The organism is Pigmentiphaga sp. (assembly GCF_033795525.1).
In the GTDB taxonomy this organism is placed as follows: Bacteria; Pseudomonadota; Gammaproteobacteria; order Burkholderiales; family Burkholderiaceae_B; genus Pigmentiphaga.
Window position 1 is genome coordinate 114,803 of sequence record NZ_JARYGM010000004.1, and the last position, 22,643, is coordinate 137,445.

20 protein-coding genes are annotated in these 22,643 nt (G+C 66.2%); 10 read left to right on the forward strand and 10 right to left on the reverse strand.

Features of this window, described 5'->3' with window-relative positions; all coding sequences use genetic code 11:
• Positions 1 to 7: 7 nt before the first annotated feature.
• The 3 genes from fahA to QHC78_RS12850 are packed head-to-tail and all read right to left on the reverse strand — an operon-like array spanning position 8 to position 2,841.
• Positions 8 to 1,276 carry a fumarylacetoacetase gene (gene fahA / locus QHC78_RS12840; protein WP_319745106.1) on the reverse strand — a complete coding sequence of 423 codons (1,269 nt, stop codon included), beginning with the start codon at positions 1,274 to 1,276 and terminating at the stop codon, positions 8 to 10.
• Between the two features lie 11 nt (positions 1,277 to 1,287).
• A complete protein-coding gene (locus QHC78_RS12845) occupies positions 1,288 to 2,241 on the reverse strand; it encodes a Bug family tripartite tricarboxylate transporter substrate binding protein (protein ID WP_319745107.1) in 954 nt (317 codons plus the stop codon).
• A 27-nt stretch (positions 2,242 to 2,268) separates the two neighbouring features.
• Positions 2,269 to 2,841, reverse strand: a complete 573-nt coding sequence (locus tag QHC78_RS12850; RefSeq protein ID WP_319745109.1) for a cupin domain-containing protein — start codon at positions 2,839 to 2,841, stop codon at positions 2,269 to 2,271.
• A gap of 146 nt (positions 2,842 to 2,987) precedes the next feature.
• Here QHC78_RS12850 and QHC78_RS12855 point away from each other — a divergent pair, with 146 nt between their 5' ends.
• Positions 2,988 to 3,656, forward strand: coding sequence for a TetR/AcrR family transcriptional regulator (locus tag QHC78_RS12855; protein WP_319745110.1), 669 nt, complete (start codon positions 2,988 to 2,990; stop codon positions 3,654 to 3,656).
• Between the two features lie 48 nt (positions 3,657 to 3,704).
• Here QHC78_RS12855 and QHC78_RS12860 read toward each other — a convergent pair whose 3' ends face one another.
• Complete coding sequence (locus tag QHC78_RS12860) at positions 3,705 to 4,439, reverse strand: isochorismatase family protein (RefSeq protein ID WP_319745112.1); 735 nt, start codon at positions 4,437 to 4,439, stop codon at positions 3,705 to 3,707.
• A 20-nt stretch (positions 4,440 to 4,459) separates the two neighbouring features.
• Positions 4,460 to 5,425 (reverse strand): Bug family tripartite tricarboxylate transporter substrate binding protein, encoded by a 966-nt coding sequence (locus QHC78_RS12865; RefSeq protein ID WP_319745115.1) that lies wholly within the window; start codon positions 5,423 to 5,425, stop codon positions 4,460 to 4,462.
• A 122-nt stretch (positions 5,426 to 5,547) separates the two neighbouring features.
• Here QHC78_RS12865 and QHC78_RS12870 point away from each other — a divergent pair, with 122 nt between their 5' ends.
• The 4 genes from QHC78_RS12870 to QHC78_RS12885 all read left to right on the forward strand — a co-directional run bounded on the left by QHC78_RS12870 (position 5,548) and on the right by QHC78_RS12885 (position 10,672).
• Positions 5,548 to 6,486: a LysR family transcriptional regulator gene (locus QHC78_RS12870; RefSeq protein WP_319745117.1), complete on the forward strand. Its 939-nt coding sequence runs from the start codon at positions 5,548 to 5,550 to the stop codon at positions 6,484 to 6,486.
• A 75-nt stretch (positions 6,487 to 6,561) separates the two neighbouring features.
• Complete coding sequence (dcd, locus tag QHC78_RS12875) at positions 6,562 to 7,125, forward strand: dCTP deaminase (protein ID WP_319745119.1); 564 nt, start codon at positions 6,562 to 6,564, stop codon at positions 7,123 to 7,125.
• A gap of 68 nt (positions 7,126 to 7,193) precedes the next feature.
• Complete coding sequence (locus QHC78_RS12880; protein WP_319745621.1) at positions 7,194 to 9,455, forward strand: arginine/lysine/ornithine decarboxylase; 2,262 nt, start codon at positions 7,194 to 7,196, stop codon at positions 9,453 to 9,455.
• A complete protein-coding gene (locus QHC78_RS12885; protein ID WP_319745121.1) occupies positions 9,455 to 10,672 on the forward strand; it encodes a BaiN/RdsA family NAD(P)/FAD-dependent oxidoreductase in 1,218 nt (405 codons plus the stop codon). The genes QHC78_RS12880 and QHC78_RS12885 overlap by 1 nt, the downstream gene beginning before the upstream one ends.
• A gap of 17 nt (positions 10,673 to 10,689) precedes the next feature.
• Here the strand turns inward: QHC78_RS12885 and QHC78_RS12890 are convergent, their stop codons facing one another.
• The 4 genes from QHC78_RS12890 to QHC78_RS12905 all read right to left on the reverse strand — a co-directional run bounded on the left by QHC78_RS12890 (position 10,690) and on the right by QHC78_RS12905 (position 14,246).
• Entirely contained in the window at positions 10,690 to 11,280 is a 591-nt protein-coding gene (locus QHC78_RS12890; RefSeq protein ID WP_319745123.1) for a 3-isopropylmalate dehydratase small subunit, read from the reverse strand.
• Positions 11,277 to 12,455: a 3-isopropylmalate dehydratase large subunit gene (locus QHC78_RS12895; RefSeq protein WP_319745124.1), complete on the reverse strand. Its 1,179-nt coding sequence runs from the start codon at positions 12,453 to 12,455 to the stop codon at positions 11,277 to 11,279. Before QHC78_RS12895 ends, QHC78_RS12890 begins: the two co-directional genes overlap by 4 nt.
• Positions 12,456 to 12,609: 154 nt before the next feature.
• On the reverse strand, positions 12,610 to 13,242 hold the full coding sequence (locus QHC78_RS12900) for an RraA family protein (protein WP_319745126.1): 633 nt from the start codon (positions 13,240 to 13,242) through the stop codon (positions 12,610 to 12,612).
• 2 nt (positions 13,243 to 13,244) lie between these two features.
• Positions 13,245 to 14,246: a Bug family tripartite tricarboxylate transporter substrate binding protein gene (locus tag QHC78_RS12905; RefSeq protein ID WP_319745128.1), complete on the reverse strand. Its 1,002-nt coding sequence runs from the start codon at positions 14,244 to 14,246 to the stop codon at positions 13,245 to 13,247.
• Positions 14,247 to 14,432: 186 nt separating this feature from the next.
• Between QHC78_RS12905 and QHC78_RS12910 the strand changes: the two genes are divergently transcribed.
• The 5 genes from QHC78_RS12910 to gcvP all read left to right on the forward strand — a co-directional run bounded on the left by QHC78_RS12910 (position 14,433) and on the right by gcvP (position 20,866).
• On the forward strand, positions 14,433 to 15,350 hold the full coding sequence (locus QHC78_RS12910) for a LysR family transcriptional regulator (RefSeq protein WP_319745130.1): 918 nt from the start codon (positions 14,433 to 14,435) through the stop codon (positions 15,348 to 15,350).
• Positions 15,351 to 15,470: 120 nt separating this feature from the next.
• Positions 15,471 to 16,379, forward strand: a complete 909-nt coding sequence (locus tag QHC78_RS12915; RefSeq protein ID WP_319745131.1) for an SAM-dependent methyltransferase — start codon at positions 15,471 to 15,473, stop codon at positions 16,377 to 16,379.
• Between the two features lie 24 nt (positions 16,380 to 16,403).
• The gene (gcvT, locus tag QHC78_RS12920; protein ID WP_319745133.1) at positions 16,404 to 17,510 is read left to right on the forward strand and encodes a glycine cleavage system aminomethyltransferase GcvT; all 1,107 of its coding nucleotides are present in this window, start codon (positions 16,404 to 16,406) and stop codon (positions 17,508 to 17,510) included.
• A 78-nt stretch (positions 17,511 to 17,588) separates the two neighbouring features.
• Complete coding sequence (gene gcvH / locus QHC78_RS12925) at positions 17,589 to 17,969, forward strand: glycine cleavage system protein GcvH (RefSeq protein WP_319745134.1); 381 nt, start codon at positions 17,589 to 17,591, stop codon at positions 17,967 to 17,969.
• A 26-nt stretch (positions 17,970 to 17,995) separates the two neighbouring features.
• Positions 17,996 to 20,866 (forward strand): aminomethyl-transferring glycine dehydrogenase, encoded by a 2,871-nt coding sequence (gcvP, locus tag QHC78_RS12930; protein ID WP_319745623.1) that lies wholly within the window; start codon positions 17,996 to 17,998, stop codon positions 20,864 to 20,866.
• 31 nt (positions 20,867 to 20,897) lie between these two features.
• Here gcvP and QHC78_RS12935 read toward each other — a convergent pair whose 3' ends face one another.
• Positions 20,898 to 22,367, reverse strand: a complete 1,470-nt coding sequence (locus tag QHC78_RS12935) for a DHA2 family efflux MFS transporter permease subunit (protein WP_413816466.1) — start codon at positions 22,365 to 22,367, stop codon at positions 20,898 to 20,900.
• Positions 22,368 to 22,643 lie beyond the last annotated feature (276 nt).

Below are 22,643 nucleotides of genomic sequence, written 5' to 3' on the forward strand. Positions count from 1 at the left end.
CCGCGCGTCAGGGGATGGCAGGCAGCACGCGTCCGCGCACCTGGCCGAAACCCACTCGCAGATCGCCGCGGCGGGCGTGGCCGCTCATGATCACCTCGTCCCCATCGTGCAGGAAACTTCGCGTGGCGCCGTCGGGCAGGACCAGCGGCTGTTGGCCGTTGCGGGTCATTTCGAGCAGGCAGCCCAGGGCGTCGGGAGATGGCCCGCTGATGGTGCCCGAGCCCATGAGGTCGCCGGTGCGCACATTGCAGCCGCTGCTGGTATGGTGCGCAAGCTGTTGCGCCATGGTCCAGTACAAGTGGCGGAAGTTGCTGCGCGAGATCGTCGCGGAGGCCCCGCTTTCCGTCCGCAGCGCCACCGACAATTCGATGTCGTAGGTCGTGCGTTCGCGTTCCTGCAAGTAGGGCAGCGGGCAGGGGGCTTGCGCGGGCGCTTCCACGCGGAACGGTGCCAGGGCATCGAGCGTGACGACCCAAGGCGAGATGGACGTGGCGAATGCCTTGGCCTGGAACGGCCCCAACGGCACGTACTCCCAGCGCTGGATATCGCGCGCGCTCCAGTCGTTCATCAGCACCATGCCGAAGATGTAGCTGGCCGCGTGGTCGGGCGACAGCCTGCTGCCCAGGCGCGAATCCGGACCGACGAAGAAAGCGGTTTCCAGCTCGAAGTCCAACTGCCGGCACGGACCCCATTCGGGCGCGCCGGCGGCGGTGGCCAGCTGGCCCATGGGGCGGCGGACGTCCTGTCCCGACGGCACCACCGAGCTGGCCCGGCCGTTGTAGCCGATGGGCATGTGCTTCCAGTTCGGCGTAAGCGCGTTGGCCGGGTCGCGGAACAATTTGCCGACGTTGGTGGCATGTTCTTCGGAGGAATAGAAGTCCGTGTAGGACGCGATCTCGAAGGGCAGCTGCAGGGCGCATGCGTCCATCGGCACCAGCGCCTGCCGGCGCAGCGCCGGGTCGTCGCGCAGCCGCGGGTCTTCACCGGACAGCAGTTGAGCCAGCCGCGCGCGGACGGCGTTCCAGCACGGGCGCCCCGTCGCCGCGAAAGCGTTCAAGCTGGACCGGCCGAACAGCCCGGGCGGCAGGTTCTCCGGCAGCAGGCCGGCCCGTTGCAGGGCCTGCAGGTCCACGACCCAGGTCCCCAGCGCGACGCCCGCCCGCGTTCCGCCGGCGGGCGTCGAGAAAATGCCGTAGGGCAGGTTCTGGATAGGGAAGTCGCTGTCCGGATCGACCTCGACGAAGGCGCGCAAGGACGCATCGATGATTTCGTACATGGCGGTCCGTTTCAGTTGGCGCTCTTGAGCAGGCCCAGGGATTCGATCAGGGCCCGGTTGGTTTGGTTGTCGTCGGCCAGCCGGGTCGCGAACGTGGCGCTGTCCAGATAGTTCACCTGCTGGTAGAGCTGCCGGGCGGCGGTCTGGAACTCGGTCTTCTCCGTTGCCGCGTGGCAGGCCTGCTGCAATTTGTCGCGCGCGGCCTGGGACACGCCCTGCCTGACGTACAGCCCGTTGCGCGCGATGACCGCATGTTTGATGCCGAATTCGGTAATGGCCGGGACCTCGGGCATGCCGGGCAGGCGCTTGTCGCCGTAGACGGCGAGTATGCGCAGGTCCTTGCCCACCACCGACGAGACGCCGAGCGCGCCGAAGTCGATATGACCGCCCAGCAGCTGCGGAATGACCTGGGCATCGCCGCGGAAGGCGATTTCATTGAAGGCAACGCCCGCGGATTTGGCCAGGTTGGCCGTGGCCAGGTGCGGCACCGATCCGGGGCCGGCATGGCCGTACGACAGCTTGCCGGGCTGCTGGCGAGCCTGCTCCAGCAATTCCTTGAGGGTCTTGACCGGGGAATCCTTGCGCACCGCGATGACGAAGGGATTCTCGAAAATCTGGCAGATCGGCGTGATGCTGTCGGTCTGGTAGGGCAGGCGGCCCATCAGGAAGGGCGCCTGGGTCAGCGGGGACGACGGCGAGAACAGGACCGTATAGCCATCGGGACGGGCCGAGGCTACCGCTGCCACGCCTATGGTGCCGCCCGCGCCATCGCGGTTGTTCACCACGATCTGGGTCGAAAGAATATCGGACAGTTCGCGGCTGAACGCCCGGGCCATGACATCCACGCTTCCGCCTGCCGAATAGGGCACGATGATTTCGACGGGACGCGACGGGTACTCCTGCGCGGTGGCCGTGGCGGAAATGGCCGCCAGCAGCGGCGCTAACAGGAATTTCTTGATTTGCATGTCTGGTCTCCCCTGGTGGAAGGTTGTTTACAGCAGTTGTGCGATAGCGGGATCGAACTTGCCATCGATCAAGACGAACAGCACCCGCGCCGGTTCGTCGGTCCGGTTGGTCCACGCATGGTTGGTGCCGCGCTGGATCAGGATTTCGCCGGCCTTGAGCGTGACTTCCGACTCGTCCAGCAGCATCGTGATCTCGCCGGACAGTACGACCGCGTAGTCGATCGTTTCCGTGCGATGCATGAAGGGATGGCGTTGTTTGCCGCCGCCATGGCCGGTCAAGGCCTGCTGGCCGCCGAACATCGAGAACGCCTGCTTGGCGGTGGCTTCGTCGGCATTGCGCAACTCCAGGCCGGCGGGCGGGAATTCGATGATGCGGACCACCGTCCCCAGCGGGGGCGGGGTGAGCGATACCGGCCCCAGCGTGGGATCGGGACCGTTGTCGATGGGGGCGGGCGCCGAGGGCGTCTGCCACAACTGGGTCAGGAAGTAGCCGGGGCGGGCGGCGTCGTGACGGACATTGGGGGCGTAGCCATCTTCCAGCACCACGGCCCGGCCTTGTTCGTCGTGGCCGGTGACGACGCGGCGGATTTTTCCGTTCATGGTTTTTCCTCTGTACGCCAAGGGGCGCGTCGGCCGCATGATAGGAATTTCGCACTTTTTAGTCAAACGACTGATTTAATCAGCTGACTGAATTGCTTGGACGGATTACGGGTAACATAAGCCGTCTAGTGCTTTCCGAATCGTCCATGCCCTCATTCGCCGCCGACCCCCCGGACACTGCTTCAACCCGCGACCGCATCGTGGAGGTGGCCGAACAGCTGTTTGCCGAACATGGCTACAACGGGGTGTCCCTGCGCACGATCACGGCCACGGCCGGGGTCAATATGGCGGCGGTCCATTACTACTTCCGGACCAAGGAAGGCTTGCTGCGGGCCATTTTCGAGGCGCGGGTAGGGGCGATGAACGCCGAGCGGCGGGCGCTGCTCCAGGCTTGCCTGCCCGCCGATCCCGCAGCCCGGCCTCCGGTACGCGCGGTGCTGGAAGCCTTCATCGGCCCGGGCATACGCCTAGGTCAGAGCGAGCAGGGGGCACGCTTCAACCGGCTCTCGGCCATCTGTTCGGTCGAGCCCGATCCCACGGTCAAGAACATCGTCTTCGGCGTGCACGACGATGTCGCCCGTTTGTTCGTCGATGTGCTGGCCCGGGCCTGCCCCCACCTTTCGCGGGACGAGCTCTATGTAAGGCTGCAATGCGTCTTCGGCAGCATGATGTACATCCGGGCCGATAACGGACGCGTGGCGCGGTTGATGCCCGATGTGACGGCCGTGCCTGTTTCCCAGGCCGGCGCGGACCTGACGCTGGCCCGCATGTTGGATTTCCTGGCCGCCGGCTTGGAGGCTCCGCCCGCGCGCTGAGGCACCTCAAGCCGGCACGGCCTGGGCCGGCAGGACCGCTTCCTTGGCCTAGTTAGCCGGCGGCAGGTCGAACAGGCCGGCCGGCAATCGCCCGATGTGCGCCAGCGCGCGCTCCAGTTTGACCACGTCGGCATACTTGGCGTGCATATCGAACAGTGACACCGCATGGCTGGCCTGCGAGCGATCGAAGCAGCCTTCCTCGACCAGCGCCACGCGATAGTTGCGCGAGAACGCGTCGACCACGGTCGCACGCACGCATCCGCTGGTGGTCGCTCCGGTCACGATCAGGCTGTCAGCACGTAGCAGGGTGAGATAGCTGTCGAGCGGCGTGCCGAAAAAGGCGCTGGGTTTTTGCTTGAAGACAACGATGTCGGTGTCCCGTGGCGCGATCTCGGCCACGATGACATCGCCATCGCTACGGGTACTGGCCGTGATGCTGCGTTCGTGGCTGCGTGTGCTTTTCCACGCCCAGGCCCCTGCATCCCAGTTGTCGGGACGGCGTATCCCCGTGGTATAGAGCACGGGGAGCCCCTTATCGCGAGCAGCTGCGAGCAGCGGCCGGATCGCGTCGATGCTGGTCCATGCGTCGGCGCCGCAGGATGTGCGCCAGGTCTTGATCGACTCCAGGATGGGAGCCGGCCGGTCGCCGCAGAAGTTGTAGTTCACATCGATCACCAGCACGGCCGGCCTGGCGCCGAAGCCTTGTTCCGCGCCGAAACCGCTGGCCGCGATGACTTTCTGGTCGCGCGGGGTCAGGAAGGGATCCCAGATTGCGTTGCTCATGTCGTCTGTCTCGTGAAGCGTCAATCGAGCTGGATGCCGGCGGCCCGGATTACCTCCGCCCAGCGTTTCCGTTCTTCGCCCAGGTATCGGGCATGCTCTGCCGGGGTGGTACCCAGCGGCTCGGCGCATAGCTGGGTCAACCGGTCGATGACCGCCGGGTCGCGCATGGCTTCGGCCACTGCGGCCGATAGCCGGTCGACGATGGCCGGCGGCGTGCCAGGGGGCGCGACCAGACTGGACGAGGTGGTCGAGACGAAACCGGGCAGCGTGTCCTGCATCACGGGAGTATCCGGCAGAGATGCATTGCGCTGGGTGCTGGCCACCGCCAGCGCGCGCAGCTTGCCGGTGCGCACCAGGTTCACCGCGGCGCTGATCTCGGCGAACATGAGGTCCACCTGGCCGCCCATTAGATCGGCCAGCGCGGGGCCGCTGCCTTTGTACGGCACGTGCGTCAGCGAGACGCCGGCCATGGATTTCAGCATTTCTGCGGTGAGGTGGGAGGTGGTGCCGTTGCCCTGCGAAGCGTAGTCGAGGCGGTCCGGGTGCTTTCTGGCGTAGTCGATCAGTTCCCGTACCGTCTTGGCCGGGACCGATGGATGTACCACCAGAATGTTGGGACTGGCCGAAATCAGTGATACCGGCGTGAATCGTTCGGGCTTGAAGCTAAGCGTCGAATAGAGGCTTTCGTTGATGACCAGCGGGGGCGGCGGCGTGAGCAGCAGGGTATAGCCGTCCGGCGCCGCGCGGTATACCAGGTCGGCGCCGACGTTGCCGCCGGCACCTGGGCGGTTGTCGACGATCACGGCCTGCCCCCATTTCGCCTGTAGTTTCTCGGCGACGATGCGGGCGGCGATGTCCGTACCGCCGCCAGGCGCAAATGGAACCACCAATCGGATCGGTTTGCTGGGGTAGTCATCGGCGTGGGTCGGGGTCGCCAGGGTAGCGGTAGCCGCCAGACAGGCGCCAGCGACATGAAGTCGGTTCATGGGTGGTCTCCTCCGTGTGAGTCTTTGTATGGCGGGCCGGCTCACTGTAATGATTCATAAAATGGAAATGAAGGCCGATGCAGGGAAACTAAGATTTCAAAAAATGCAAACAAGGGACACCCATGGATCGCTGGGCCGAAGTGGAGCTCTTCGTACAGGCGGTCGAGCACGGCAGCCTGAGCCGCGCGGCCGAATGCCTTTCGATATCGAACGCGACGGCGAGCCGCAAGCTTGCCGCGCTCGAGCATCGCTTGAACGCGCGCTTGATCGACCGGAGCTCCCGGCGTTTCGTGTTGACCGAAGTGGGGGAGGCCTTCTATCAGCGCAGCAAGGCCATCCTGGCCGAGATGCGCGAAGCCGAGGACGCGGTGAACGCCGTCTCGTCCCGCCCGTCGGGGACGCTGCGGGTAACCAGCTCTCTGTCGTTCTGCATGACGCAGCTGGTGCCGCTGTTGTCGTCCTTTGCCGCGGTGTATCCCGACATCGATGTCCAGCTCATCGCGGCCAACCGTTATCTGGACTTGATCGACGCTGGTATCGATGTGGCCATCCGTACGCGTGAATACGAGGCCGATTCCGGCATGACGGTGCGTCCGCTGGCGCAGACGCGCCGTATCCTCGCGGCGGCACCTTCGTATTTGCGCAAGCGGGGAGGGCCGCCCGGCATCGACGACCTGGCCTCCCACCGGTTCCTGGTCTACAGCTACGCACTACATCCCTATGTGCTGCACCTGTCCCGCGGCGCGGTGACCCGGCGGATCAAGCTCCGTCCGAGCTTGGAGGCCAATGATGCGGCCCTGCTGCGCGCGGCGGCGCTCGATGGCCAGGGTATCCTGGTCCAGTCCCTCTACAGTATTTATGACGACGTGGCCGCTGGCCGGCTGGTTCCGCTGCTTGAAGACTGGGACCTGCCCCGGCTGTCCATCAATATTGCCTATCAGAGCCGCAAATACCTTCCCGCCAAGACCCGCGCGTTCATCGATTTCCTCACCTGCCATTTTGCGCATATGGACTACGAACGGAAGTGGACCATGGCCAAGATGGCGCCGGGGCGCCCATGACGCGCCGTGGAGCAGCCGGACAGACGCTACAATCGCCGGGTTTATTCCATTCGTCATTCCGACGAGGCCCCGTCCATGAGTATCAAAAGCGACCGCTGGATCCGCCGCGTGGCGGCCGAAGGCATGATCGAGCCATTCGAGCCCGGCCAGGTGCGGTCGGTCGACGGCAAGCGCATCGTCAGCTATGGCACGAGCAGCTACGGCTACGACGTGCGTTGTGCGGACGAGTTCAAGATCTTCACCAACATCAACTCGACCATCGTCGATCCCAAGGCCTTCGACGAGAAATCTTTCGTCGATTTCAAGGGGGACGTCTGTATCATTCCCCCTAACTCGTTCGCCCTGGCGCGCACGGTCGAGTATTTCCGCATCCCGCGCAGCGTGCTGACCATCTGCCTGGGCAAGAGCACGTACGCCCGTTGCGGCATTATCGTCAATGTCACGCCGCTGGAACCCGAATGGGAGGGCCACGTGACGCTGGAGTTTTCCAATACGACGCCGCTGCCGGCCAAGATCTATGCGGGCGAAGGCTGTGCCCAGATGCTGTTCCTGGAAAGCGACGAGGTCTGCGAAACCTCGTACAAAGACCGCGGCGGCAAGTACCAGGGCCAGCAGGGCGTGACCCTGCCGCGCACCTGACCGCGCAAGGCGCGAACACCGACGACCCGCTCTCCCTTCGCCCCGATCCAGGGTACCGAGGCCCTATGATGAAATTCCGATTCCCTATCGTCATCATTGACGAAGACTTTCGCTCCGAGAACGCCTCCGGCCTCGGCGTACGTGCACTCGCCGCCGCCATCGAGGCCGAGGGCATGGAAGTGCTCGGCGTAACCAGCTATGGCGACCTGTCCTCGTTCGCCCAGCAGCAAAGCCGCGCCAGCGCTTTCATCCTGTCCATCGACGACGAGGAGTTCGGAGAGGGCATGCCCGACGACGTGGCCAATGCGGTCAGCAAGCTGCGGGCGTTCATCGGCGAGCTGCGGTTCAGGAACGCCGAAATCCCGATCTACCTGTATGGCGAGACGCGCACCTCGCGGCATATCCCGAACGACATCCTGCGCGAGCTGCACGGCTTCATCCACATGTTCGAGGACACGCCGGAGTTCGTCGCGCGGCACATCATCCGCGAAGCCAAGAGCTATCTCGAATCGCTGCCGCCGCCGTTCTTCCGAGAACTGGTCAAGTACGCGCAGGACGGTTCCTATTCGTGGCACTGCCCGGGCCACTCGGGCGGGGTTGCATTCCTGAAAAGCCCGGTAGGCCAGATGTTCCACCAGTTCTTCGGCGAGAACATGCTGCGCGCGGACGTCTGCAACGCGGTCGACGAGCTGGGGCAACTCCTGGACCACACCGGGCCGGTGGCGGCGTCCGAGCGCAATGCGGCGCGGATCTTCAATGCCGACCATTGTTTCTTCGTGACCAACGGCACGTCCACGTCCAACAAGATCGTCTGGCATGCCAACGTGGCCCCCGGCGACGTGGTGGTGGTGGACCGCAACTGCCACAAGTCCATCCTGCACGCCATCATCATGACCGGTGCGGTGCCGGTGTTCCTGCGGCCTACGCGCAACCACCTGGGCATTATCGGACCGATCCCGCTGGAGGAGTTCCATCCCGAGAACATCCAGAAGAAGATCCAGGCCAACCCTTTTGCCAAGGACAAGGCCGGGCGGAAGCCGCGCATCCTGACCATCACCCAGAGCACCTACGATGGCGTGGTCTATAACGTCGAGATGATCAAGGAACTGCTGGGCAGCAGCATCGATACGCTGCACTTCGACGAGGCCTGGCTGCCCCATGCGGCGTTCCACGACTTCTACCGGAACATGCACGCCATCGGCAAGGACCGACCGCGCAGCACCGATGCGGTGGTGTATGCCACCCACTCCACGCACAAACTGCTGGCAGGCATTTCCCAGGCTTCGCAGATCATCGTGCAGGAGTCCGAGACACGGACCCTGGACCGGCACGTGTTCAACGAGGCCTACCTGATGCATACCTCGACCTCGCCACAGTACGCGATCATTGCTTCGTGCGACGTGGCGGCGGCCATGATGGAACCGCCCGGGGGCACGGCCCTGGTCGAGGAAAGCATTCTCGAGGCGCTCGATTTCCGCCGCGCGATGCGCAAGGTGGAGGCCGAGTTCGGCGCCAGCGACTGGTGGTTCAAGGTGTGGGGGCCCGACGACCTGGTGGCCGACGGCATTGGCGAGCGGGACGATTGGGTCCTGGAAACCGGCGCGGACTGGCACGGTTTCGGCGACCTGGCACCGGGTTTCAACATGCTGGACCCGATCAAGGCGACCATCGTGACGCCGGGCCTGGATGTCTCGGGCACGTTCGGCCAGACGGGCATCCCGGCGTCCATCGTGACCAAGTTCCTGGCCGAGCATGGCGTGATCGTCGAGAAGACCGGCCTGTATTCGTTCTTCATCATGTTCACCATCGGCATTACCAAGGGCCGGTGGAACACCTTGCTGACCGCGCTGCAGCAGTTCAAGGACGATTACGACAAGAACCAGCCGATGTGGCGCATCCTGCCCGAGTTCTGCCACGATTACCCGCAATACGAGCAGGTGGGGTTGCGCGACCTTTGCACGCGTATCCACGACATGTACCGCGCCCACGACGTGGCGCGTCTGACCACCGAGATGTACCTGAGCGACATGGTTCCCGCGATGAAGCCGTCGGACGCCTTCGCCAGGATGGCGCACCGCGAAATCGAGCGTGTCGATATCGACGACCTCGAAGGCCGCGTGACCAGCGTGCTGCTGACGCCGTATCCGCCCGGCATTCCGCTGCTGATACCGGGCGAGCGCTTCAACAAGACCATCGTCAAGTACCTGCAGTTCGCGCGCAAGTTCAATACCCAGTTCCCGGGGTTCGGTACAGACATCCACGGGTTGGTGGAGGAAGTGCTGCCCAACGGCGACCGGCGCCACTACGTGGATTGCGTGAAGGACGCTTGATGGCGCATGGCGGGCCGCGTGGCGCGGCCTTCGACGTGGCGGTGATCGGAGCGGGCGCCGCCGGGATGATGTGCGCGGCGGTCGCCGGCCAGCGCGGCCGCCGCGTGGTGCTGATCGACCACGCCAGCAAGCTGGCCGAGAAGATCCGCATTTCCGGCGGGGGCCGATGCAACTTCACCAACCGCGATGCCGGCCCGGCCAATTTCATTTCTGCGAATCCCAATTTCTGCCGCTCGGCGCTATCGCGCTACACGCCTCGAGATTTCCTGGCCCTGCTGGCCCGCCACCGCATTGCGTGGCACGAGAAGCACCGCGGCCAGTTGTTCTGCGACGGATCCAGCGACGACATCATCCGCATGCTGCGCGCCGAGTGCGACGCCGGCGGCGTGGCCTGGCGCATGCCCTGCGCGGTCGAGGCCATCCGGCGCGAGGCGGAAGGCTATACCTTGGATACCTCGGCGGGGAGCGTGACCGCGGCGCACGTCGTGATCGCCACGGGCGGCCTGCCCATTCCGCAGATCGGCGCCACGGACTTCGGCCTGCGCATGGCGCGCCGGTTCGGCCTGAAGATCGTGGAGCCGCGCCCGGCGCTGGTGCCGCTGACCTTCGATGCGGCGGCATGGAAGCCCTTCGTGCCGCTGGCGGGCGTTGCGCTCGAGGTCGATATCCGCACGGGTTCGGGCAAACGGGCGCCCTCGTTCCGGGAGGACTTGCTCTTTACGCATCGGGGATTGTCCGGCCCGGCGGTGCTGCAGATCTCGAGCTATTGGGAGCCGGGGAATCCCATCGTCATCGACCTGGCTCCGGGCGTGGATCTTGCCGCCGACCTGCTCGCCGCCAAGGCGGGCAGCAAGCAGCAGATGGTCACCGTCCTGGCCGGCATGGTGCCGCGCAGGCTGGCCGAGCTGTGGCTGGAGGCCGCCCATCCGGGCCTAGGCAGCCAGCGCATTGCCGACCTGCCCGACCGTGTCTTGCGGCAGGTGGCCGAGGGCATGAAGCGCTGGACCGTGGTGCCGGCCGGCACCGAAGGATACAAAAAGGCCGAAGTCATGCGCGGGGGCGTGGATACGCGCGAACTCGACCAGCAGACCATGGAGGCCAAGGCCGTGCCTGGACTGCATTTCATCGGCGAAGTGGTGGACGTCACCGGTTGGCTGGGCGGCTATAACTTCCAGTGGGCCTGGGCGTCCGGCGTGGCCTGCGGCCAGGCGGTCTGACTGGCGGTCGGCCGGCGCTAGACCGACCCCGCGGGCGGCTCCACCGGCGCGGTCGCGGCCGGCTCGCGCATGCCGGGGTGCGCGTCCAGCCATGCGGCCAGCATGCCGCGCGTGCCGCCCTGCGTCACGACGTCGGCCAGCAGCGGCGACAGGGGCGGGACTTCTACCCTATGCCCGGTGTCGAGATTGGCCACCGTGCCCGACGAAAAATCCACCTCGATGCGGTCGCCAGTCGCGAATGCACCGGGGTCTGCGGGCAGGCCCGTCAAGACGGGGACGCCTTTGGAGATGGCGCCGCGCAGGGCCTTGTAAGGCATGGAGACGCACACGACAGCCAGCCCCAGCGACGCCATGGCGATGAATCCCTGGAAATGCGGCTTGCCGCAACCGAAATCGGCGCCCGCGATCACGATGTCGCCGGGCTGCACGCGCGCGGGGAACCCGGGATCCACCAGCTTGAGCAATTCCGGGCAGAGCAGGGCCGGGTCGTCGATCCGCCGGATGGCCATCTCGAAAGGAATCAGTCCGTCGTCCAGCGGAATGTGGTCGCCGAATACATGGCATTGTCCGGAGCGTCGCAGTGTCGTTGCCACGGGGGAGGTCCTCATGATGCCAGCCACGCGCGGGGGTCGGCGATATGGCCGGCGATGGCCGATGCGGCGACGGTCAGCGGGCTGCCTAGATAGGCCTGCGCTTGCTTGGAACCAAAGCGCCCGGCATGATTGGTCGCCGCGGTCGAGATGGAGGTTTCGCCGTCGGCCAGCGGACCCATCACCCCTCCTGCGCATGGACCGCAGCCTGGCGGCAGCACCATTGCACCGGCCTGCTGGAATATTTCGAGCAGGCCTTCCCGCCCCAGCCGCAGCGAGGTTTCGACCGTGCCGGGAACCACGAACATGCGGACGTGGCTGGCGATCCGGTGGTCGCGCAGCAAGCGGGCCGCACCGGCGAAATCCTCATACATGCCCGATCCGCAGGACCCGATATAGGCGTGGTCGACGTGCCTGCCGGCAACCTGGCCGATGTCCACGCCCAGGTGGGGCCCGCCGGGCAGCGCGACCTGGGGCGCGATCGCCGCCACGTCTATCTCCAGTTCGGCTTCGTAGCTGGCATCCGGGTCGCTGGCATAAACAGTGCCGCCCAGGCCCGAGCTGCCCGGGGGCGTGAACCATACGTTGGCGACGCCGATCTCTGTCAGCGAATTGCACAACGCGACGCGCTCGGACAGGGGAAGCGTGTCGACATAGTCCCCCGCGAACTCGACGATACGGTTATCGCACGGCGGCAATCGGCCCGCGGCGAACAGGGTCGTCACGTAGAAGCCCACGTCGCGCGCCGTGACGGCCGGCCCCGCCGTGCCATGGAGCGCCAGCCTGATGGTGGCGGGGACTTGTTCCCATACTGTCCCCGTGGCCAGTACGGAGACGATCTCGGGCCCCGGGGCGGTAGCCAGCGCGCCGACCGCCCCGAAATTCGTGCAATGCATGTCGTAGCACGACAGGAACATGCCAGGGCGCACCAGGCCGGCCTCGATGGGGAAAATGTGTCCGTGCCCGCCCCGTCCCGCGTCGAAAAAGCGGCCCACGCCCCATTCGCGCGCAATCTTGCGGATGCGCGAGCCTCGCATGGCGCCGGCCGGCGTGGCGTAGGCGACCTCGTGGTCGGTCACGAACATCACGCGCTCCGGCCGCGCGATACGGCGGTATCCCAGCTGGGTCAGCTCGTTGTAGGCCGATTCCACGTAACCGTCATGAATGATGACGAGCCCCGGTTCGGGAGACACGATGTCGCCTGGCCTCACGTAAGGGCGACCGCAGGCGCGGGCAAGGATTTTCTCGGCGGCGGTCTGCGGCACGGAGGAAGCTGGGCGTGGCATGCTGGTCAAGGCGATGGGAAAGCGGTTGGAGGATGGATCAGGAAGGGAGCCGGGCGTCCGTTCATGCGGGCTTGGCGGCCGCGACATCGGCATAACGGCCGCCCTGGCCGACGATGCGTGCCGCGTTCTTTTCGAAATGCAGCCGCGATTGGAGGCGCACCGCCACGGCTGCCGCCTCGTCGCGGGGAATGACCACGATGCCGTCGTCGTCGGCGCAGATCACGTCGCCAGGATGGACGACCCGGCCACCTACCGACACCGGTACGCCGGCATTGCCGGTGCGGCCGCGGGACCAGCCGCTTACGATGGTGCCGCGGGCATATACCGGGAACCGGGCGCGGCGTATTTCGGCAATGTCGCGTATCCGCCCGTTGCTGACCACGCCGGCGATGCCGCGCCGCTGCGCGACGACGGTGCCGGTGCCGCCCCAGGTGCATGCTTCGCCTTCCGGGCCGATGTCGATCACGATGACGGACCCGGCCGGGGCGTCGTCGATCGCGCGGATGATTTCGTCGCCCCACCCGGCCGGGGCCAGCACGGTGTAGGCGGGTCCCACGCACAGGGCGTCGGCGACCAGGGCCCGCAGCGAGGTCGACATGTTGCCGCGGCGATCCATCGCTTCATAGGCCGCGGCGGCTGACGCTTCGCGCAAGCGCCGGCACAACTGCTCGATATCGTCCGCATGCGTCGTCATGCCTACTCCTGGGGAATCCTGGCTGCGGTGACGATGTCCTTCCACCGCTTGGCGTCCGTCCTGAGGAAACGGGCGAAATCCTGCGGCGAGTTGGCCGGGGCGACGGCGATGTTGGCCTTGGCGAGCTTGTCCTGCATGGCGGGCGAGGTCAGCACCGCGACGATCTCGCGGTTGAGGCGCTCGGTGATGTCGGGCGGCATGCCCTTGGGACCGAGCAGGCCCACCCATCCTTCGATCTCGAAGTCCTTCAATTCCGGAATGGACGACTGGGCGGCCGCGGGTACGCCGGGCATCTGCGGGATGGGCGCGAGGCTGGCCACCGCCAGCGGCTTGAGGCGGCCCGATTCCACATGCGGCCGGCCCGACAGCACGGCGTCGAACATGAATTGGACCTGGCCCCCGATCAGGTCGGTAAGCGCCTGGGGACTGCCCTTGTAGGGAACTCCCACCACGTCGGTGCCGAGCCGGGACAGGAACGCTGCGATGGCAAGGTGCTGGATGGTGCCGCTGCCCGCCGTGGCATAGGTGTAGCGCTCCGGATTGCGGCGCAGCTGGGTCACGAAGTCCTCCAGGCTTGCGTACGGCGCGTCGGCCTTCACCAGCAGCACCATGGGCGCGATCGCGACCCGCACGATGGGCGTGAAGTCCTCGAGGATGTCGTAGGGCATCGATTTATAGATGGCCGGACTGATGGTGGCGGAGGTCGAGGTCATCAACAAGGTGTAGCCGTCGGGCTCGGCTTTGGCGGCGTAGGCCGTGCCGACCTGGCCCGCGGCACCGACCCGGTTGTCGACGACCACCGGTTGCTTGAGCCGCGCCGCCAGTTGCTCGCCCAGGAAACGGGCCGCCACGTCCGACGAGTTCCCGGGCGGGAAGGGCGCGATGATCCGGATGGGTTTGGCGGGGTAGGTGTCTTGCGCGCCGGCGGGCACGGCAGGAAGGAGCGTGGCGGCAAAAACCGCCGCCGCGAACAGGCGGTACCGCAGGGGGCTTGGACGGTGCATGGCTGGTCTCCAGAGGGCGCCGGGTAAACACACGCTCCGGCGGGCGCATCGTGCCCGGGACGGGCATCGTGCGGATTTCCTGCCGCGCAGTGTAGAAACCGCCGGTCCAAGCAACAATCGCAATTGTTATGAGGATTAAGAAGCTTTTCCGTACAATCGAACGATGTCGGATATTCGGCCCTTCCCATGGCAAGAGCAGGCGATTCCATTCCCGCGGTCAACCTGAAATTGCTTCATACCTTCATGCTGGTGGGGGAAAGCCGCAGCTTTCGCACCGCAGCCGATCGCGCCCACCGGTCCGGCTCTGCGGTCAGCAGCCAGATACGCAAGCTCGAAGAACAACTGGGTCTGCCGTTGTTCCATCGCACCACGCGGCAGGTCACGCTGACCCGGGAAGGCGAGCAATTGCTGCAATGCGTACGGCGCGCCCTGGGGGAAGTCGAGAGCGGGCTGCTCGCTATCCAGGAGGCGGCCGACATCCAGCGCGGACGCATCGCGTTGGCCTGCGCGCCGACTATCGCCGGTGCCTACCTCGGACGGGTGCTGGCGGCCTTCGAGCGCCGGTATCCCGGTATCCAGGTGTCCGTGCGGGAACTCACCGCGGCGGCACTGTTCGAAAGCGTCAGGAAACGGGAGGTGGACCTCGGCATCAGCGTGGCGACCGATTCCCCCGAGTTCCGTTTCGAACCGCTCCTGAGCGATGAGCTGGTCGCGCTGGTGCCGCGAGCGCTATTGCCCGACCTCCGCAAGACGATCTCGCTCAAGGCCCTGGCCGCCATGCCGCTGCTGGTGCTGGAGCAGGGCACCGCCTTGCGGACCATCGTCGAGCAGGCCCTGGGGGCGCAAGGCTTGCAACTGACGACGCGGTTCCAGTTCATGCACTCGCAAACGCTGATATCCATGGCCACGGCCGGATTGGGGGCTGCCATCCTGCCATCCACGGCATTGCCCGCTCCGCTGGACCCCGCGGTGCAAAGGCTGCGTATCGTCAGGCCGACGCTGGTCCGCCATATGGCCATCGTCACATTGCCGGGGCACGCCTTGTCCCCCGCCGCGACGAGGCTGGTCGAGATGTTCCGGAAGATCCTCGCCGTGCATTCGTGACAGGCGACTCCGTCTCCGGCCGGGGGCTGGCGGCGGGACGCTGATTTCGTCGCAACATTGAGGCACAATCGAACCGACGCACCCACGTTCCGCTCCACTCGTCCACGAAGGGGAAAGCCCATGATGCGCGTGTTGTTCGGTAGTTCGTCGCAGTCGAATGTCTTCCGCCGCCCGAGCCGTTCTCCGGCTCCGCGCCGTCCGCCCGGGCGATCGGCCTGCCTGGCCCTGGCGTTGGCCGTTTCGCTGGGCGCTCCGGCCGTCGCCGCTGCTCAGGCCGCCGGTGCCGAGGCGACCAAGCAGTCTTCGTCTTCCTACGTGCCCCAGGTCGGCCAACAGGGCAAGGACGTAGTGTGGGTGCCCACACCGCAAGTCCTGGTGGACAAGATGCTGGAGCTTGCCAAGGTCACGCCGGCCGACCACCTCATCGACCTGGGGTCGGGCGACGGACGCACCGTCATCACGGCCGCCAGGCGCGGCATCCGTGCGCATGGCATCGAGTACAACCCCGAGATGGTGGAGCTGGCGCGACGCAATGCCGCCGCTGCGGGCGTATCCGAGCGCGCCACTTTCGTCCGGGCGGACCTGTTCGAGACGGACCTGTCGCAGGCCTCCGTCATCACGCTGTTCCTGCTGCCCACCATCAACGAGAAACTCCGGCCGCGCCTGCTCGAGCTCAAACCGGGTACGCGCATCGTCTCGAATACGTTCCCCATGGGCGACTGGAAGCCTGACGAACAGGCGACCCTCACCACCGATTGCCAGGGCTGGTGCACCGCACTGTTATGGATCGTGCCCGCCAAGGTCGCCGGCTCATGGAACATGGACGGCCAAGCCCTGAAGCTTACGCAGACCTACCAGCAGGTCGAAGGCACGCTGGGCGCCGATCCCATCTCCGACGTCCGCCTCCGGGGCGACGAGATCGCGTTTACCGCAAAAGGCGTGCGCTACCAGGGCAAGGTCAACGGCAACACCATGCAAGGAACCCGCACCGGCAGTGCGCAGGCCGCCTGGACCGCGGTGCGGAGCTGAGCCGTCCGCCGCCATGGAGCACGCATGAGTCCTACGCCCGTTCCCAGGCAAACGCCGCTTTTTGCGGAGCACTTGGCGCTGGCCGCCAGAATGGTGGACTTCGGCGGCTGGTCGCTGCCGGTTTCCTACGGGTCGCAGATCGAGGAGCATCATGCGGTCCGCCGGGATGCCGGCATGTTCGACGTCTCGCACATGCTCAACGTGGACGTCACGGGCAGCCAGGCGCGTGCCTACTTGCGGTATCTGCTTGCCAATGACGTGGAGCGCCTTTCGGAGCCCGGCAAAGCGTTGTACTCGTGCATGCTCAATCCCCAGGGCGGCGTAGTGGACGACCTGATCGCCTATTTGCTCACGCCCGAGCATTATCGGCTGGTGGTCAACGCCGCCTCGGCAGACAAGGACCTGGTCTGGATGGCGCGCGTCGCGCAGGCCGGGGGCTACGATGTCGTGATCGAGCCGCGGCGCGAGCTGGCCATGATCGCGGTCCAGGGCCCGAGCGCCCGCGAACGCCTGGCCCAGGCCCGTCCCGGACTCGGCGCGTTGGCGCGGGCGTTGCGGCCATTTGCCGCGGAGGCGACGGCCGGCACCCTGGTCGCGCGTACCGGGTACACGGGCGAGGATGGCGTCGAGATCGTGCTGCCCGCGGCCGAAGCCGCGCCTCTGTGGCGGGACCTGCTGGCAGCGGGGGTCGTGCCCTGCGGGTTGGGGGCCCGCGATACGCTCAGGATCGAGGCGGGGCTGAATTTGTACGGCCAGGACATGGACGAACTGACCCAGCCTGCCGAAGCCGGCCTGGCCTGGACCGTTTCGGACCACGACCCGCAGCGCGACTTCGTCGGGCGCGCGGCACTGGCGTTCGGCCTGAAGTGGCAGTTGCTGGGCGTGAGGCTACTGGACCGGGGGGTGATGCGGGCGCATATGCCGGTCCACATCGGAGCGGGGCAGGGGATGATTACCAGCGGCACCATGTCGCCGACGGTGGGTACTTCCATCGGTTTCGCACGCGTGCCTGAAAGCGTGGCGCCGGGAGACCGGGTCGAAGTGGAGATCCGCGGCCGGCGCCTGCCTGCAGTGGCGTGCCGGCTGCCTTTCGTGCGCCATGGCCGCCTCCTCGAAGGGGCGGGTCCGTAGGGCCTCCATGCCCGGCGCCGGCCGGGACCCAAGGTTCAATACAATTCCAGCCAGACTCCGTTTCCAGGATCCCTATCCATGAATCTTCCTCCCGAACTGAAGTACGCCAAGACCCACGAATGGATACGCGCCGAAGGCGACGTGCTGACGGTGGGCATTACCGACCATGCCCAGGACCAGCTGGGCGACCTGGTGTACGTCGGCGACGTCAAGGTCGGGGCCAGGCTCCAGGCAGGCGAGACGGCCGGCGTGGTCGAGTCGGTCAAGGCTGCCTCAGACATCTATGCGCCGGTGGCGGGCGAAATCGTGGCCTTCAACGAGGAACTGGCTTCCCGCCCCGAATTGTTGAACGAAACGCCGTACCAAGCCTGGATCTTCAAGCTCAAGCCGGACAATATGGCGGACACGGCGAGCCTGCTTGACGCCGCGGGCTACCAGGCGTCCGTCGAGGCCGATTGACCCGCGCAGCCGCCAACGGCCTCTCCATGCTCAAGGCGCTGGAAGACGACGACGCATTCATCGGGCGGCACATCGGCCCCGCCGAGTCCGACGTCGTCCGGATGCTGGCCGAGCTCGGCGCCGCCTCGCTCGACGACCTGGTGCGCCAGGTCGTGCCGCCTACCATCCTCGAGTCCACGCCGCTCGCACTGCCCGGACCCCGCACCGAGGCAGAGGTGCTGGCCGAGCTCGAAGCGCTGGCGCGCCGCAACCACCGGTTCCGGAGCTACATCGGCCAGGGCTACTACGGCACCCATACCCCGCCTGTCATCCAGCGGAACATTCTGGAGAATCCGGCCTGGTATACGGCCTATACGCCTTACCAGCCGGAGATCTCGCAGGGCCGGTTGCAGGCGCTGCTGGTATTCCAGACGATGGTGTCCGACCTGACCGGGCTGGATATCGCCAATGCCTCGCTGCTGGATGAAGCGACGGCCGCCGCCGAGGCCATGACCATGGCACGGCGCGCGAGCGCCAATGCGAGCCAGGTCTTCTTCGTGTCGTCCGGCTGCCATCCGCAGACCGTCGAAGTGCTGCGCACCCGGGCATCGGTACTGGGCATCGATGTGGTGGTGGGCGACGAAACCTGCGGTGTCCCGGATTGCTTCGGCCTGCTTTTGCAGTATCCCTGCACGACCGGCGAAATCCGCCATTACGGCCAGCTGGCCGCGCAGGCTCGCGAGGCAGGCGCCGTCGTTGCGTGCGCGACCGACTTGCTGGCCTTGGCGCTGCTGCGGCCGCCCGGGGAGTGGGGGGCCGACATCGCGGTAGGCTCGTCGCAGCGCTTTGGCGTGCCGCCGGCATTCGGCGGTCCGCATGCCGCCTTCATGGCCTGCCGCGACGAGTTGAAGCGCCACTTGCCGGGCCGGCTGGTGGGCGTGTCCCGCGATGCAGCCGGCAAGCCGGCGCTCCGGCTGGCGCTCCAGACGCGCGAGCAGCACATCCGGCGCGAAAAGGCCACTTCCAATATCTGCACCTCGCAAGTGCTGCTGGCCGTCATGGCGGCGATGTATGCCGTCTGGCACGGGCCCGAAGGACTGCGCCGGATAGCGACCCGCGTACACAGGCAGGCGGTGGCGTTGCGTGGCGCGCTGGACCGCCTCGGCATACCGGTCGAGTACGGAGCGTTTTTCGATACGCTGCACCTCCGGACCGGCGCCCATACCGCCGCCATCCTGGACGCGGCCCAGGCCGCCGCCATCAATTTGCGCAAGCTCGACGACCAGCACTTGGCCTTGTCGCTGGACGAGACCGTGGGCGCCGACGATCTGCAGCGCTTGCTGGCGGTGTTCGCCCAGGGCCGCGGCCAGCCGGGTGCCCTCTTCGACGCCGAATCGCCGGCGGCGGCGCCCGACGCCATTCCGGCCGCCCTCGTACGCGAGACGCCCATCCTGGCTCATCCGGTGTTCCGCTCGATCCGGTCCGAGACCGACATGCTCCGGTGGCTGCGGCAGCTTGCGGACATGGACCTGGCGCTCGACCGGACCATGATTCCCCTCGGGTCGTGCACCATGAAGCTGAACGCCACGGCCGAGATGATGCCTATCACCTGGCCGGATTTCTCGGCGCTGCACCCTTACGCTCCCGCCTGGCAGGCGGACGGCTATCGCGAACTCATCGCGCGGCTGTCGCAGGCGCTCTGCGAAATCACCGGCTACGATGCGATCAGCTTCCAGCCCAACTCCGGCGCCCAAGGCGAGTATGCGGGGTTGATGGCCATACGGGCCTACCATGCGTCGCGCGGCGATGCGGCCCGCGACGTGTGCCTGATTCCGGCTTCGGCCCACGGCACGAATCCCGCTTCGGCCCAGTTGGCAGGCATGCGGGTCGTGGTCGTGGCCTGCGATCGCCAAGGCAACGTCGACCTCGAGGATCTGCGCCGCAAGACGGCGGAAGCCGGGCCGCGGCTGGCGGCGCTCATGGTGACCTATCCGTCCACCCATGGCGTGTTCGAGGACGCCATCGGCCAGATCTGCGCCATCGTCCACGACGCAGGCGGGCAGGTGTACCTCGATGGCGCAAACATGAATGCGCTGGTCGGCCTGGTCAAGCCCGGGCGTATTGGCGCAGACGTGTCGCACCTGAACCTGCACAAGACCTTCTGCATTCCGCATGGCGGCGGCGGGCCCGGGGTCGGGCCGGTCGCGGTGCGGCGCCATCTCGCGCCCTACCTGCCCGGCGTAGTGGGCGAGGATGGCCGGCTCGCGCCCGGCTCGCCCTGCGGACCGGTGGCCGCCGCGCCCTGGGGCTCGGCGGGCATATTGCCCATCCCGGCGGCTTATGTGGCGCTGATGGGCGCGGAGGGACTGCGCCGTGCTACCCAGGTCGCCATCCTCAATGCCAATTATGTGGCGCGCCGGCTGGCAAGCCATTACCCGGTTCTTTATACCGGCCGCGGCGGCTACGTGGCGCACGAGTGCATACTGGACCTGCGTCCTATCAAGCAGCGCTGCGGGATCGATGCCGAAGACGTGGCCAAGCGCCTCATCGATTACGGCTTTCATGCGCCCACCATGAGTTTCCCGGTGGCTGGCACGCTGATGGTGGAACCCACCGAATCGGAAAGCCGCGCCGAGCTCGACCGCTTCATCGAGGCGATGATCGCCATTCGCGCGGAAATCGCCGAAGTCGAGGCAGGCACCCAGGACCGCCTGGACAATTTGTTGAAGAATGCGCCGCACACGGCCGAGATGCTGCTGGCCGAAAGCTGGCCGCACGCCTATTCTCGGGAGCGGGCCGCCTATCCGCTGCCCTGGCTGCGCGATCGCAAGTATTGGCCGCCGGTCGGTCGTGTGGACAATCTATATGGTGACCGCAATCTTGCGTGCGCCTGCCCGCCAGCGAGCGACTACGCCTGAGGCCGCTCTTGAGTCGCCATGGGGATTCGTATCATTCCATCGCCACGTGAGGCGACTCCGCGCCCGGCGCCCGCCGGCTGGAACGTATGAACGCCAGCAGCGGCACGACGCACAGCGTGGCGACGAACATCAGCTTGAAGGCGTCGATGTAAGCAATCATGGCGGCTTGCTGGGTCACGAGCTGGTTCAGCGATTCGAGCGCGGAGGGCGAGCCGAGGTCGAATTGCTGGCCCAGCGTGGGGTGCGCGGGGGTGAGATGTTCGACCAGGGAGGCGTGGACGACTTGCGTATTGCGGGTGACCTGCGCCTGGACGACCGATATGCCTATGCTGCTGCCTATGTTGCGCACGAGGCTGAAGATCGCCGTGCCGTCGGCCCGCAGTTCGGGCGAGAGCGTGGCGAAGGTGACCGCGCTCAGCGGCACGAAGACGAAACCGAGGCCGACGCCTTGGATGACGCCCGGCCATACGATGTCGCTTTCCGACAGCACCAGGGTGTAGCCCATCATTTGATAGAGCGCGACGGCGGAGACCAGAAAACCGGCCAGCAGCATGACGCGTACTTCGATCCGGCCGACCAGGCGGCCGGCCAGCAGCATGGCCACCATGGTGCCCACCCCGCTCGGGGCCGTGACCAGTCCGGTGGTTGCCACCGGATAGCCCATCAGCGCTTCCAGCATGGGCGGCAGCAGGGCCCGCGTGGCATACATGACGGCGCCGATGACGAAGATGAAACAGGTGCCGGTGACGAAGTTCGCGTCCTTGAGCAGTTCGTAGCGGAAGAAGGAACGCTTGCCCGCGGTGGCCGTATGCAGCGCGAAGAAAACGAAGCTGACGGCAGCCACCGTGGCCTCGATGCAAATTTCGGTCGAACTGAACCAATCGAGCTGCTGCCCGCGGTCGAGCATCGCCTGCAAGGCGCCGATGGCCAGCGACAGGGTCGCAAAGCCGAAGAAGTCCAATCCGTGGCGCGGCGCGGGCTTGATCTTGGGCAGGTAGGTCAGCACACCGAACAGCGCAAAAGCGCCGATAGGCAGGTTGATCAGGAATACCCAGCGCCAGTTGTAGCTCTCCGTGAGCCAGCCGCCCAGCGTGGGACCCAGGATGGGGCCGACCATGACTCCTACGCCCCAGATGGCCATGGCCTGGGCCTGCTTCTCGCGCGGATTGATGTCGAGCAGCAGGGATTGGGACAGCGGTACCAGCGCTGCGCCGAACAGGCCCTGCAGAAGCCGCGCGCCCACGATCTGAGCCAGCGACTCCGATATGCCGCAAAGCAGCGACGCGACCGTGAAGCCGCTTACCGCGATGGCCAGCAGGCGCGTGAGACCCAGGCGCGCGCTCAGCCAGCCGGTCAACGGTGTCGCGATGGCGGCGGCGACGATGTACGAGGTGAGTACCCAGCTGATTTCGTCCTGCGAGGCCGATAGCGACCCTTGCATGTGCGGCAGCGCGACGTTGGCGATGGTGCTGTCCAGCGTCTGCATCAGCGTGGCAAGCATGATGGAGAGGGTGATCATGCGCCGGTTCAGCGGCGCGGCGGGGGGTTGCAAGGCAGCGACTCGGGGTGGAGGCAAACGCCCCATTTATCATGGGCCTGCTTACGAAATCCCGAACGTCGGCGCTCGCCGTACCGGGCCCATTGAACTTTCTTGCATCCGGGTTTGTCGGATGATGCGCCTCTTCAACCGTCGACTGCTGCCGCGGCGGAATGAAGCGGGGCGCTTGCTCAGGATTCCGAAATGAGACTGAATTGCAAAAACTTCGGCAGCGCTTAA